Below are 12544 nucleotides of genomic sequence, written 5' to 3'. Positions count from 1 at the left end.
CTCATAGACGATGAGGTTGATAGGTTCGGTGTGGAAGCGCGGTAACGCGTGGAGCTGACGAATACTAATCGGTCGAGGGCTTATCCACAACAATCCATAGCAATGACTTGCGTATTCAGTTTTGAAGGAACAACCTTCAAGTAAATATTCCTCAGTAGCTCAATGGTGGAGCAACCGGCTGTTAACCGGTAGGCTGGCGGTTCGAGTCCGTCCTGAGGAGCCATGCTCCTGTAGCTCAGTCGGTAGAGCGTTTCCATGGTAAGGAAGAGGTCGCAGGTTCGATTCCTGTCGGGAGCACCATCTAGTAAGGCCCGTTGGTGAAGCGGTTTAACACAGCAGCCTTTCACGCTGTCATACAGGGGTTCGAATCCCCTACGGGTCACCATTTTTCACGGAGGCTTAGCTCAGCTGGGAGAGCATCTGCCTTACAAGCAGAGGGTCGGCGGTTCGATCCCGTCAGCCTCCACCATTCGGTTCACTCATCGGTGTATGCAGCGGATATCACCGCAAGCGGTTCACCCTTTACAGTGATACTAGATACATGAATGTGCGTATAGATGCATATAATGTGTATCAGGCACATAAACATATCGTCGCGGGATGGAGCAGCTCGGTAGCTCGTCGGGCTCATAACCCGAAGGTCGCAGGTTCAAATCCTGCTCCCGCAACCAAATTTCTCCTTGTTTTGCTCCGAACATACTTTTTATCGAAGTAAGATCGTAGTTTCTGCAGGGTAGAGCAAATATGGAGCTGTGGTGAAGTTGGAGTTCACGCCGGTCTGTCACACCGGAGGTCGCGGGTTCGAGTCCCGTCAGCTCCGCCATTTCAAAGAAGCTTTGCGACGGTTCTCTCACCCGTACCGGGTTTACCCTCGCAGTGTTTTCTAGGCAGAGATCGTTGGGTACAGCTCATCTGGCTGCGCATGGAAGTAATTCGACGCAGTTTCGCCAGTAAGTAGCGAGTCCCGTCAGCTCAGCCATTTTACAACCAATATCATATGCCGGTGTAGCTCAATTGGTAGAGCACCTGACTTGTAATCAGGGGGTTGTGGGTTCAAGTCCTATCGCCGGCACCATTTGTCAAAGTTGGGGAGATAGCGAAGTGGCTAAACGCGGCAGACTGTAAATCTGCTCCCTCTGGGTTCGGCGGTTCGAATCCGTCTCTCCCCACCATTACTTTGATGAACAATCGTAATACAGTTTGAGCCATTAGCTCAGTTGGTAGAGCATCTGACTTTTAATCAGAGGGTCGAAGGTTCGAGTCCTTCATGGCTCACCAGTTTTTTTATGAACATGCGGTCATGGCGGAATTGGCAGACGCGCTAGATTCAGGTTCTAGTGGTGGCAACACCGTGGAGGTTCAAGTCCTCTTGACCGCACCAAACTTTTCCTCATTATATGCAGGAAAAATAGATGCATTGGCGAATATGTTAAAACATGCGGACGTAGCTCAATTGGTAGAGCGTCGCCTTGCCAAGGCGAAGGTCGAGGGTTCGAGACCCTTCGTCCGCTCCATATGTGCCCTTAGCTCAGCTGGATAGAGCGTTTGACTACGAATCAAAAGGTCGGGAGTTCGAATCTCTCAGGGCACGCCATTATATGTCGGGAAGTAGCTCAGCTTGGTAGAGTACTTGGCTTGGGACCAAGGGGTCGCAGGTTCGAATCCTGTCTTCCCGACCAGTTTTACTTAAAGGCAGAATCGTGCGTTTTGCCGGGGTGGCGGAATAGGCAGACGCAACAGACTTAAAATCTGTCGGGAGTTTCTCCCGTACCGGTTCAAGTCCGGTCCTCGGCACCACAACATGCGGGTGTAGTTCAATGGTAGAACTCCAGCCTTCCAAGCTGGTCGCGTGGGTTCGATTCCCATCACCCGCTCCACTTACATAAGACAAGGTAGAGGATAATCTCCTCTACCTTTTTTGGTGTTCATCGACGATCGGTAGCGAAACGACGAAACGTGTAATATTCGAAGCCGATTCGCAATGGATGGTGCCTTTATGCTTTTCAATAATGTTTTTGCAGATCGATAAACCGATGCCGGTTCCATTCGCTTTGGTTGTAAAGAACGGCTGAAAAAGTTTGCCGAGAACGTCCGCAGGAATCATTTCGGAGTTGTTCTCAATGGCCAACATCACACGGTCGGCTTTCGGAGTAACGACAAGGCGAATCTGTTTGTCTGATGAGTCATGCACGGCATCGATCGCATTGTTTAACAAATTCAGCAGCACTTGCTTGAACTCTTCTTTATTGCCAGCGACAACATAAGGTACGATTTGTTTTTCATAAGAGATATTGTCATTCAGCAACCGGGGAATCAGCAAACACTCGACATCATCGACAAGCTCTTCAATGGAAACCAACTCTGTCACATCGGTCAGCAACGGTTTTTTGGAAAAACTCAAAAAGCCTGTAATCTGCCTGTTGAGTGAAGAAAATTCATGCATGACGACCTCAACGTAGCTCTTCAAATCAGCTTTTCCTTCCACTGACTCTTTGATCAGCTTCAAAAATCCTTCGATGGCACATAACGGATTGCGCAGCTCATGGGCCATGTTCGCTGCCATTTTCCCCAAGATCGTTAATTTGTCATGATGCAATTCCGTGATTAGCTCTTCTTGATACTCCCTATGCCGTTTCATTGTTTCTTCGTAAAAGTGGATCGAATGTGCAATCGCGTCATCCATGGTTTTCGTTAAGTGGGATTCTACAAAAAGGTGCGTTTCCTGGCTAAGACATGCTCCAGGAAGAAGAGGGCGGACAACGTGCCAAAACGCATAGCGGTAACATTGATAGATGCGAACGATAGTTGAAAGGGGGAAACGCTCTGACCAGAACAACCGACTGCTCTCCCGGGCATGCTGGTGAAACTCGGTTTCCGTATCAGCAAGTAAGGAACGCGCCAGTAAATGGGTAAAATGATTGGCAACGTCTACCGAAATTTCACCGTAAGGAAGCTCATTTTCACGCAAAGATGCGAACCAGTTCTTTGTAACTGTCGTGGCAAGAAACCCAATCCTGTGTGAAAGCTCTTCGAGTGGAAGCGACATGGATACTAGCATTAATAAATCACCCCAAATTAAGGCTAATAGATTTTGGGAATATTTGCAAGAAACTTTCTTCCTGCGTCTTCTTGACCATTCCGCCGTGGTAGTTGATGAAAAGTCGGCAATGGACATGTACCCCCTCCTCACCGCATAGAGTAGAAAGGAAGATGTTAGCATGGGGGTTTCCGATGGACGGGCAATTCTGGACAGGGTTCTTGCAAATTCTCTTGATTGATCTGGTATTGTCAGGCGACAATGCTGTGGTGATTGGCATGGCATGCCGAGGATTAAAAAAGGAGGATCGGAAGCGGGCCATATGGCTTGGGACGTTGGGAGCGATTTTGCTGCGCGTCCTCTTTACCGGCATGATTACATGGATGCTCGACATCCCGCTGGTAAAAGCGGTGGCAGGGGCACTGCTGCTTTGGATTGCGCTGAAATTGCTATTCGAAACGGAAGCGGAGACCACGGAGGTCTTGCAAGGTGGCACGGTGGGCCAAGCTGTGAAGACCATCATTTTGGCCGATTTTATCATGAGTCTGGACAATGTGCTGGCGGTAGGGGGAGCTGCGGGTGGTGACTTTGGCCTGGTGCTCCTTGGACTGGGGATCAGCATTCCACTGTTGATGTGGGGAAGTGCAGTCGTTGCACGACTAATGGGGCGTTTTCCGATATTGGTGGCGATCGGGGCAGCCATTTTGGCTTATACGGCAGTGGAAATGTGCCTGGAAGACCCGTATGTCTGGCGGCTGACCAACCCATTTATTTTCAATCAAGCGGCACTGCCCGCATTGGTGGCAGGGCTTGTCTTTATCATCGGCAGGGTCAAAAAAACAAAATCCGAATGAGCCTGGAGACAATTTTGGGAAATACTAAAGCAAGCTGGCAGCACTGGCTGAAATGAACGGAAAGGGCAGATTGTAATGTCGGGTTCATTGGTGATTTGGGGAATCTGGGATGCCGTGTATCAGCGCTGCACCCGGCTGCGATATGTCGAAAAGGGACGAAACATTTTTCGAATTGTTCTGCTGCGCTATCGCGGGGAGACACTAACGACCTCAGATAATCGGCAAATTTGCGCGGGTGACTTAATCCTCCGCTTACACATCCATAATTATCGCTTTGCCTGTGAGTGCAAAGGAATCGAGGACGACTTAAAACTGGTGCTCTTGCTTCGCCGGCTGGTCGCCAATTCCATGCCTCAGCTTGCCGAGTATCTCGCTGCGCTGCCGCAGGCAAATGAGATTAAAGGGATCGTAGGGACGACGACGCTCAACAAAGGTGTTCAGCATCTCGGCTTCTCGATTGCAGACGTGCCAACGAACTGGTTTTTCCGCTACAAGCACTGGTACTTAAAATTTTTGCTGCTCTTTATACACCGGAACGGCTGGAATCGGATGAAGAATTACAACCAGCGCACAACGCTCAGCCGGGTTTACATGTCCAAAGAAGAGCTCCTGCGCCGATACTTGCCGTCTTCCTAACGAGGAGTTGATCTGTGGATGGACAAAAATGTGCTGATTGTGACAGAAGAATGGGCCGGGAGCGGACACTACATGGCGGCGATCGCCCTGCAGGAAGCGTTGCTTGCCCATTCGTGCGAAGTTCGGCTGATTGGAGGGCTTGGCATCGCGAGCCCCATGCTGAGGGAGCTGTCGCGCTCCAGCTATTACACCAGCTTGGCGCATTTTCCCGCGTTGTGGGATCATCTGTACAATCGGAATGTGTCGGCCATAAGCAGAGCTTTGCAAAAGCCGCTTGCCAAAGTATTGGGCAAGCGGCTTTTGGAGCGAGTTATCGAACAGCAAAAACCAGACGCCGTGATAAGCACGCATGCCTATTGCCTCAGCGCTTTGGTAGAAGCCAGGAAAAGGGCGAGCAAGCCTTTTTGGCTCATCGGCATTTTGACCGATTTTCACGTTCATCCGTATTGGCTCCATCACGGCATTGATTTTTATAACGTTGCCCACCCCAAACTGGCCGAACAAATGAGCGGGCAGGGTGGTATCGAGCCCAATCGGGTGAAGGCGTATGGAATTCCGTTACGCCAATCGTTCCAAGGGAACCAGCAGCGTAACAAAAAGGATTGGAAAAAGCAGGTCGGAATCGCGGCTGACCAATTCATGGTCCTCATCTGCGGCGGGGCGGACGGGTATGGCGATATGGTGGAGCTGGTGGAGTGCTTGTGGAGCATGCGAGATCCGCTTACCATTGTTGCGGTTACGGGGAAAAACGAACCTCTATTGCGGCGACTTACGCAGCGTTTCGCCCGCACACAGCATGCTCTCCATCAGCTGCATGTGTTCGGCTATGTGCAGGAAATGTGGAGGTGGTTGGGCGCTGCTGATGCGGTGATCACCAAGGCGGGGGGCCTGACGTGCTCAGAAGCGCTGGCGATGCGAACGCCCTTGATTTTGTATCAGCCACTCCCGGGCCAAGAGAAGCAAAACTGCCGCTTTCTCATCGAACAGGGGCTTGCCTGGCAGGCGGACACAGGAGGGGAGGCCGCAAGCATTGTTATGCGACTGCAGCAGGATGACCCTGATCATCGCATGGTGATGGAGCGGATGGAACGGTACAATCTTCAAGATTCCGCAACGCAGATCGCGAAATGGCTGAAAACGATGGAGGGGCGTAAAATCGATACATATTATAGTCAAGCTGGAAACATTTCGCCATAATTCACTGTGCATGAATAAACATGCCTGCACACATATTAAACCTACAAACAGCGAGGAGGTGAAAATACAATGGCTAACAACAACAGCGGTAACAGCAACAACCTGCTTGTACCTCAAGCGAACCAAGCTCTGGATCAATTGAAGTATGAGATCGCTTCCGAGTTCGGCGTTCAACTTGGCGCGGATACAACTTCCCGTCAAAACGGTTCGGTTGGTGGTGAAATTACCAAACGTTTGGTAAGCTTCGCTGAATCCCAACTGTCCCGCTAACCGCATACTTGGATGAGAGGCCTCCCCCTTGGGGAGGTCTCTTGCTGTATGGCAGAAATTATGCCTTGAGTCTGTCCAAACGACTGCATAACACGAAACGGATATTAAATCGTATCTGGAACTTCCGCTGCGGTAAGATAAAATCCCTTCATTCGACTCATACTACAGTCGAGGGGGGATTTTTTTGTTAGCTTTGGTGATTATTGGCGTGATTGTGCTGATCGTGGTACTGCTCTGCTTGACCACACTGCGCATCTTTTTGACATATGGCCGTGTCGGTGAAAATGATCATCTCGTCATGGAGATCACAGCGTGGCGCAAGCTGTTTTACTACAAATACGAGATACCTCTGTTGAAAATGGTAAACGGAGATGATGGGGTGGAGCTTTCCGCCCATGTAGAAAAGGCGGGAGAACAGTCATTCAATGAGGATAAAAAGAAGCTCACCCCCCCAAAAGTGAAGCGCTGGTACGAAAACTACCAGGTTTTGCTGCATGACATTCGTGATTTCCAACCGCTTTTCAAGCAATTTCTAAAGCAGATACGCTGTGACAAGTTCGAATGGCATACCCGGCTCGGGTTGGGAGACGCAGGGGCGACAGGTTCGTTGACAGGGCTTGCCTGGGGGATTAAGAGCAGCATCATTACTGTTATCTCTCAGTACGTTCTCTTGCGGAGCATACCGAAGCTGAGTGTACAGCCCGTTTGGAATGATCAGGTGGTGCAGACGCAATTTCGCTGCATTTTGCATTTTCGGCTGTACCATGTCTTCGTAGCGGGATTCAAGCTCCTTGTTAAATTGCGCAAAAAACGTGATTGGAAAATTTTGTTCCTCACTCCCTTTCGGTCATGAGGGGCTGCTAAAGTTGGGTACATACGACATCGAGTTTACGGGGAAGATAACGATACTAACAGACATAGCTGGTGGATGACATTCGAGTGCTAAAGGGAGGAAGAAGAACATGAACGACCATCCGATTCAAGGCATGATGAAAACAGCAATGGAAAACTTGAAGCAGATGATTGATGTGAATACCATCATCGGCGATCCGGTGGAAACGCCAGACGGCAGCGTCATTTTGCCGATTTCCAAAGTAGGATTCGGTTTTGCAGCCGGAGGGAGCGAATTCGAATACCATCGTCACCATGGACCTGGCGATCATGGGCATGGAGATACGAGCTATCCGTTTGGTGGAGGGAGTGGTGGTGGCGTTTCGATTACGCCTGTGGCATTTCTCGTCGTAGGCAAACAAGGGGTTCGTTCCATTCCATTGGAAAGCCAAACCCATTTGTATGACCGCATCCTCGATTCGGTTCCGACAATTGTCGATCGTATCCAAGGCATGTTCACGAAAAATAATCCGGATGTAACGAAGACCACCAATGTGACAACACACCGCATTGTTACAGAGGTAAATGAACACGATTTGGATGAATTGATCGATCGCAGTTAAGCGAAAAGGTATGCCCGCTAAATGGAGCATACCTTTTTCTTATTCCTTTTTCTTAAAAAGCCTGATTGTAAAAAAGTCCGGTTTTCGCTGCTTGCTGTAAGAAGAGGGCGGGGAGTGAGTAAGCGGTGTATGGATTTGTGGAATCGGCAAATGGATAGGGCCGCGTGAGTGCTACCAACGGCGCCTGGCGCAGCCGGTCCACTTGCTTTTTAATAGTGGCGGCAAGCCCGCTTTCTTGACCAACCATCTGTTCCACCGTTTGGTATCGTTCCTTCATCGCTGTGCGAAGGGTGTCTTCATTTAGGGCAAAGGTCCCGTCCTGATTGCGGATAATACCGATTCGTGAGAGCTGTGGCTGGATGGAACGGGTCAGCCGGTCCCATGTTTGTGTCAGTTCAAAAGTAAAAGCGGGGGCGTGGGATTCCAGTTTATCATGGAATCGGTTGTACGCATCCAACAACTGGCTGGTTTGCTTCACGATGGCGTCGCGGTCGGAGCTGATGGTCACTGATACTGGAGACTCGGTCGTCTGCGAAAAAGTCAGCTCGATTTTGCCACCTTCGATTGGGACGGTGTTGCTTCCGGCTGTGAATGAGTCTCCATCAAGCTTATAGCGTGCATCTTCGGCAGCGGTTGCCGTATGGTTCAGATCGGTTGCCGCGATTGCATTGCCGATAACGTCCGCAAGCGAAAACGATTGATCGGTCCCTGGCTTGTTTGTCGTCAAGATGAGCTGGGACGCACCCGTTCGGCTATCGGTCCGCACGCTAGCCTTTACACCGGCTCGCTCTGTATTGATCGCTTTTGCGATACGGTTCAAGCTTTGCGCATTCGAATCGCTGGCAGAAGCGACCACCGAAATCAGATGTGGCTTGCCGCCTACAGTCAAGGTGAACTGGTTCATGCCGGTTTGCACGTCGCTTCTCTCTTGTGCCGCGAGCGCAAGACTTTGGTTGACCTGAGCTTTGGCAAGCGAGGTGACCTCAACCGTATGGCTCGTGTCGAGAGCGCCCTTCATCGCCTGTGCAGACACTTTCGCGGCATCGGAAGAAATGGCCTTTCGCTGATTCAACAGGCTGGTTTGATTTTTTTGCTGAAGGAGAGCTGCTGTCGTGCCAAGTGAGTCCGCTTCCTGATATAGCTCTGCGGCAAAACGGGCTGTCGTTTGCTTCCATTCGGCCTCTTTGACTGCCAACCCCTGTGTAGAGTAACTCGTTTGTGGGAACGTCGGACTGCGCAAAGATGCTTGCAGCATCTGAAACGTATAGCGTTGGATCGGCTGAGACCGGACGAGCGATTGAATCGGGAGCATCTATTCATCCCTCCTTTACTCGATATACCGTTCATGAATATTCTGGAAAAATTATACCTGATTTATGATGGCTGCTCAAGCGAAAACCGACAAAAACAAGCCAAAAGGCCGAGCGTTATGGAACAACGCATCGGCCTTTTGTATGATGGGTATTTACTCAATTTCAATCAACAGGTCGGAAGCTTCAATCGTATCGCCGGCCTTGACGTGAACGGCGGTCACTTTGCCATCAAGAGGCGCCTGCAGCGTCGTTTCCATTTTCATCGCTTCGCTGACCAAAATGTGCTCGCCACGTTTGACTTTGTCACCTGGCTGCACCAGCACCTGCAAAACTTTACCCGGCATGGTGGCACCGAGGTGGTGCGGGTTTTTGTGGTCGGCCTTCAAGCGGCTTTTCACCGTGACTTGTGCGGCTTGATCGCGCACTTTGATTTCCCGTGGCTGACCGTTCAGTTCAAAGTACACGATGCGGCTGCCGTCCGGGTTCAGAGTCCCGATCGCGATCAGCTTGATGATCAGTGTTTTCCCGCGCTCGATGCTGACGGCTGTTTCTTCGCCTGGTCGCAATCCATAGAAGAAGGTGGCTGTCTCCAGGAAGGAGAGGTCCCCGTATTCCTTCAAGCTGGCATCGTACTGCAAAAAGACTTGCGGATACATGATGTAGGAGAGCACGTCGAGCTCGGACGGCTCACGGCTGATTTTCGCTGCCAGCTCTTCTTTAACTGCAATGAAATCGATCGGAGCGAGCAGTTCGCCCGGGCGAGTAGTGAAGTAATCGCGCCCTTTTAAAATCAGCTCTTGAAGCTGTTTTGGGAATCCACCAGGCGGCTGTCCCAAGTATCCCTGGAAAAACTGGATGACGGAATCCGGGAAGTCGAGACGCGTACCTTTTTCAAAGATGGTCGTTTCTGTAAGATTGTTTTGGACCATAAACAAGGCCATGTCGCCGACCACTTTGGAGGAAGGCGTGACTTTGACGATGTCGCCAAACATGTGGTTGACGGTGGCGTACATCGCCTTAACCTCGTCCCATCTTCCTTCCAACCCGACTGCTTTGGCCTGCTGGTGCAGGTTGGTATATTGGCCGCCCGGCATTTCGTGTACGTACACTTCTGTATTGCTTGTTTTCAAGCCGCTCTCAAAGCCTTGGTACAATGGTCGCACGTCATCCCAGTAGTCGGACAGCTTGTTGAAATTCGCCAGCGAAAGTCCAGTATCGCGAGGCGTGCGATCCAAAGCGGAGATCAGTCCATTTAAGCTGGGCTGCGAGGTCAGGCCGGAAACGGAGCTGACGCACGCGTCCACGATGTCGACGCCAGCCTCGACAGCTTTGAGGAGCATCGCTCCGCCATTGCCAGATGTGTCGTGCGTATGCAAATGGATCGGAATACCGATCTCTTGCTTAAGCGCCGAAATCAGCTCATACGCTGCATAAGGCTTCAAGAGGCCCGCCATATCCTTGATGGCGAGAATGTGCGCGCCGGCTTTTTCCAGCTCTTTGGCCAAATTCACGTAGTAGCTGAGGTTGTACTTAGTACGGTTCGGATCGAGAATGTCACCGGTATAACAAATGGCAGCCTCGGCGATCTTGCCCGTTTCGCGCACCGCTTCAATGGCGGTTTGCATGCCCGGCAGCCAGTTCAAGCTGTCGAAAATACGGAACACATCGATTCCATTTTCCGCAGACGCTTTGACGAACGACTTGATCACATTGTCCGGATAGTTGGTATAGCCGACCGCATTGGCTCCGCGCAATAGCATTTGGAACAGCACGTTCGGGATACGCTGGCGCAGAATTTGGAGGCGATCCCACGGCGACTCCCGCAAAAAGCGCATCGAGGTGTCAAAGGTTGCGCCGCCCCACATTTCCAGCGAGAATAAATCGGCTCCGAGCTTGCCGGTCGCTTCTGCTACGGCTACAAGATCGTAGCTACGAACGCGGGTTGCAAACAGCGATTGATGAGCATCGCGGAACGTTGTGTCGGTGACGAGCACCTTGTTTTGCTCCTTGATCCAGCGAACCAACCCGTCTGCACCTTCGCGATCGAGGATTTGCTTGGTGCCATCGGGGTAAGGTAGCGAAAACGGTGTTTTCGGAATGCGCGGGAATTCAAAATGCGGTTTTTTCTCGCCTTTTGGCAAATCGGGGAAACCGTTCACCAACGTGTTGCCGATGTAATTGAGCAGCTTTGTGCCGCGGTCCTGGCTGCCTGGGAAGCGGAACAGCTCCGGCTTTGTATCGATAAAGGAAGTATCGTATTGGCCGCTCAAAAAGTCAGTATGCGTGACGACGTTCTCTAAGAACGGCAAGTTCGTTTTAACCCCGCGAATACGGAATTCACGAAGCGTACGCAGCATTTTGCGGGCGGTTTGATCAAAAGTTGTCGCATATGTGGAAATTTTCACTAATAAGGAATCGTAAAAAGGCGTAATGGTCGCGCCTGCATATCCGTTACCGCTGTCCAAGCGGACGCCAAAGCCACCGCCGGAGCGATACGCGAGCAGTCTGCCCGTATCAGGAACGAATCCGTTTTCCGGATCTTCCGTCGTGACGCGGCACTGGATGGCGTAGCCGGTATGCTTGATTTGGGCCTGCGCCGGAATGCCGATGACCGGACTGTGCAGGGAGTGACCTTCTGCTACGCGAATTTGCGTCTGAACGATGTCGATGCCGGTGATCAATTCGGTGATAGTATGTTCAACCTGGATGCGTGGATTCACTTCAATGAAATAAAAGTTGTTGTCTGGCGTCAGCAAAAATTCGACGGTACCCGCATTGGTGTAGCCTGCGGTTTTCATCAAGGTAAGGGCGGCCTGGCAAATAGCATCACGCAGCTTGTCGCTTACGCCGACGCTTGGCGCGACCTCAACGACCTTTTGATGGCGGCGCTGAATGGAGCAATCGCGCTCATACAGATGGACGATGTTGCCGACCTCGTCACCGATAATTTGTACCTCAATATGCTTTGGTTTTTCTAAATAGCGCTCGAGATAGACGGCAGCGCTGCCAAAGGAGGAGCGTGCCTCCGACCGTGCGCGGTCGATCGCTTCTTGCAATTCGTCCTGGCTGCGCACGATGCGCATGCCGCGTCCGCCGCCGCCGGAAACGCCTTTGATGATGATCGGATACCCGAATTCGTTGGCGAACAAGAGTGCTTCCTGCAGCGTTTCGATCGGCCGCTCGGTGCCGGGAATGATCGGAATCCCTGCCTGCATAGCGAGCTTGCGAGCTTCGACTTTATCGCCGAATTTTTCAATCAGTTCAGAAGAAGGGCCGACAAAGAGAATGTTTTCCTCCCGGCAGCGTCGGGCGAACTCAGCATTTTCCGCCAAAAATCCGTAACCAGGGTGAATGGCATCGATATCGTTGCGCTTGGCGATTTCGATGATACTTTCAATGTCGAGATAAGCCTCGATCGGACCTTTGCCGGCGCCGACAAGGTACGACTCATCTGCTTTGAAACGGTGCGACGCGACGTTGTCCTGTTCGGAGTAAATTGCGACAGTACGGATGCCTAACTCGTTGGCAGCGCGGAAAATGCGAATTGCGATTTCTCCGCGGTTGGCAACAAGCAGACGGTTAATTTTTCTCTGTTCCACTTTTCTCTCCCCCTACTTCATCTATCTTGAAAAACGGTATTACAATTATCAATATACATAATTCCAGTTACATTCACACTACCAATTTTCAGAATTGTTTTGCCGGTAATACGAAAATTGCTCAGAATAATTGTTTTTTTAGCCAAAAGTTGATTCTTTCGGTTGCTTGCCCCATGATAGAAAA

At 50.9% G+C, this 12544-nt stretch carries 9 protein-coding genes, 15 tRNA genes and 1 rRNA gene; 22 read left to right on the top strand and 3 right to left on the bottom strand.

Annotated elements, in window-relative coordinates:
• The 16 genes from EDM56_RS13575 to EDM56_RS13500 all read left to right on the top strand — a co-directional run.
• Positions 1–88: ribosomal RNA gene (locus tag EDM56_RS13575) — 23S ribosomal RNA — on the top strand; the annotation flags it as partial.
• Between the two features lie 60 nt (positions 89–148).
• Positions 149–223: transfer RNA gene (locus EDM56_RS13570), tRNA-Asn, on the top strand.
• Between the two features lies 1 nt (position 224).
• Positions 225–300 (top strand) — tRNA-Thr (locus tag EDM56_RS13565).
• A gap of 8 nt (positions 301–308) precedes the next feature.
• Positions 309–385, top strand: a tRNA-Glu gene (locus EDM56_RS13560).
• A gap of 8 nt (positions 386–393) precedes the next feature.
• A tRNA-Val gene (locus EDM56_RS13555) sits at positions 394–469 on the top strand.
• A 125-nt stretch (positions 470–594) separates the two neighbouring features.
• Positions 595–671, top strand: a tRNA-Met gene (locus EDM56_RS13550).
• A 75-nt stretch (positions 672–746) separates the two neighbouring features.
• A tRNA-Asp gene (locus EDM56_RS13545) sits at positions 747–823 on the top strand.
• Positions 824–999: 176 nt separating this feature from the next.
• Positions 1000–1075, top strand: a tRNA-Thr gene (locus EDM56_RS13540).
• Between the two features lie 12 nt (positions 1076–1087).
• Positions 1088–1172, top strand: a tRNA-Tyr gene (locus EDM56_RS13535).
• Positions 1173–1202: 30 nt separating this feature from the next.
• Positions 1203–1278: transfer RNA gene (locus EDM56_RS13530), tRNA-Lys, on the top strand.
• A gap of 16 nt (positions 1279–1294) precedes the next feature.
• A tRNA-Leu gene (locus EDM56_RS13525) sits at positions 1295–1381 on the top strand.
• A 57-nt stretch (positions 1382–1438) separates the two neighbouring features.
• A tRNA-Gly gene (locus tag EDM56_RS13520) sits at positions 1439–1514 on the top strand.
• Positions 1515–1517: 3 nt separating this feature from the next.
• Positions 1518–1594, top strand: a tRNA-Arg gene (locus EDM56_RS13515).
• An 8-nt stretch (positions 1595–1602) separates the two neighbouring features.
• A tRNA-Pro gene (locus tag EDM56_RS13510) sits at positions 1603–1679 on the top strand.
• A 30-nt stretch (positions 1680–1709) separates the two neighbouring features.
• Positions 1710–1797, top strand: a tRNA-Leu gene (locus EDM56_RS13505).
• A 6-nt stretch (positions 1798–1803) separates the two neighbouring features.
• A tRNA-Gly gene (locus EDM56_RS13500) sits at positions 1804–1877 on the top strand.
• Positions 1878–1909: 32 nt separating this feature from the next.
• Here the strand turns inward: EDM56_RS13500 and EDM56_RS13495 are convergent.
• On the bottom strand, positions 1910–3058 hold the full coding sequence (locus EDM56_RS13495) for a sensor histidine kinase (protein WP_122918440.1): 1149 nt from the start codon (positions 3056–3058) through the stop codon (positions 1910–1912).
• A 173-nt stretch (positions 3059–3231) separates the two neighbouring features.
• Between EDM56_RS13495 and EDM56_RS13490 the strand changes: the two genes are divergently transcribed.
• The 6 genes from EDM56_RS13490 (at position 3232) to ytfJ (ending at position 7448) form a co-directional block, all read left to right on the top strand.
• On the top strand, positions 3232–3891 hold the full coding sequence (locus tag EDM56_RS13490) for a TerC family protein (RefSeq protein WP_122918439.1): 660 nt from the start codon (positions 3232–3234) through the stop codon (positions 3889–3891).
• A gap of 75 nt (positions 3892–3966) precedes the next feature.
• Entirely contained in the window at positions 3967–4527 is a 561-nt protein-coding gene (locus tag EDM56_RS13485; RefSeq protein WP_122918438.1) for a YkoP family protein, read from the top strand.
• An 18-nt stretch (positions 4528–4545) separates the two neighbouring features.
• Complete coding sequence (locus tag EDM56_RS13480; RefSeq protein ID WP_122918437.1) at positions 4546–5724, top strand: MGDG synthase family glycosyltransferase; 1179 nt, start codon at positions 4546–4548, stop codon at positions 5722–5724.
• A gap of 69 nt (positions 5725–5793) precedes the next feature.
• Complete coding sequence (locus EDM56_RS13475) at positions 5794–5994, top strand: alpha/beta-type small acid-soluble spore protein (protein WP_122918436.1); 201 nt, start codon at positions 5794–5796, stop codon at positions 5992–5994.
• A gap of 184 nt (positions 5995–6178) precedes the next feature.
• Positions 6179–6847, top strand: a complete 669-nt coding sequence (locus EDM56_RS13470) for a DUF2953 domain-containing protein (protein WP_122918435.1) — start codon at positions 6179–6181, stop codon at positions 6845–6847.
• 109 nt (positions 6848–6956) lie between these two features.
• Positions 6957–7448, top strand: a complete 492-nt coding sequence (gene ytfJ, locus EDM56_RS13465) for a GerW family sporulation protein (protein WP_122918434.1) — start codon at positions 6957–6959, stop codon at positions 7446–7448.
• A 52-nt stretch (positions 7449–7500) separates the two neighbouring features.
• Here the strand turns inward: ytfJ and fliD are convergent, their stop codons facing one another.
• A complete protein-coding gene (fliD, locus tag EDM56_RS13460; RefSeq protein WP_122918433.1) occupies positions 7501–8760 on the bottom strand; it encodes a flagellar filament capping protein FliD in 1260 nt (419 codons plus the stop codon).
• Positions 8761–8913: 153 nt separating this feature from the next.
• On the bottom strand, positions 8914–12360 hold the full coding sequence (gene pyc / locus EDM56_RS13455; RefSeq protein ID WP_122918432.1) for a pyruvate carboxylase: 3447 nt from the start codon (positions 12358–12360) through the stop codon (positions 8914–8916).
• Positions 12361–12544: the final 184 nt, after the last annotated feature.

Origin of the sequence: Brevibacillus fluminis (assembly GCF_003710825.1) — a bacterium.
GTDB classification, from domain to species: Bacteria; Bacillota; Bacilli; order Brevibacillales; family Brevibacillaceae; genus Brevibacillus_D; species Brevibacillus_D fluminis.
The sequence above is the reverse complement of the archived record's forward strand: the minus strand, read 5'-3'. Positions and strand labels throughout refer to the sequence as shown.

Coding starts and splice junctions, on each gene's coding strand:
- EDM56_RS13495 (WP_122918440.1), bottom strand. CDS start 3,058: ATGCTAGTATCCATGTCGCTTCCACTCGAAGAGCTTTCACACAGGATT.
- EDM56_RS13490 (WP_122918439.1), top strand. CDS start 3,232: ATGGACGGGCAATTCTGGACAGGGTTCTTGCAAATTCTCTTGATTGAT.
- EDM56_RS13485 (WP_122918438.1), top strand. CDS start 3,967: ATGTCGGGTTCATTGGTGATTTGGGGAATCTGGGATGCCGTGTATCAG.
- EDM56_RS13480 (WP_122918437.1), top strand. CDS start 4,546: ATGGACAAAAATGTGCTGATTGTGACAGAAGAATGGGCCGGGAGCGGA.
- EDM56_RS13475 (WP_122918436.1), top strand. CDS start 5,794: ATGGCTAACAACAACAGCGGTAACAGCAACAACCTGCTTGTACCTCAA.
- ytfJ (WP_122918434.1), top strand. CDS start 6,957: ATGAACGACCATCCGATTCAAGGCATGATGAAAACAGCAATGGAAAAC.
- fliD (WP_122918433.1), bottom strand. CDS start 8,760: ATGCTCCCGATTCAATCGCTCGTCCGGTCTCAGCCGATCCAACGCTAT.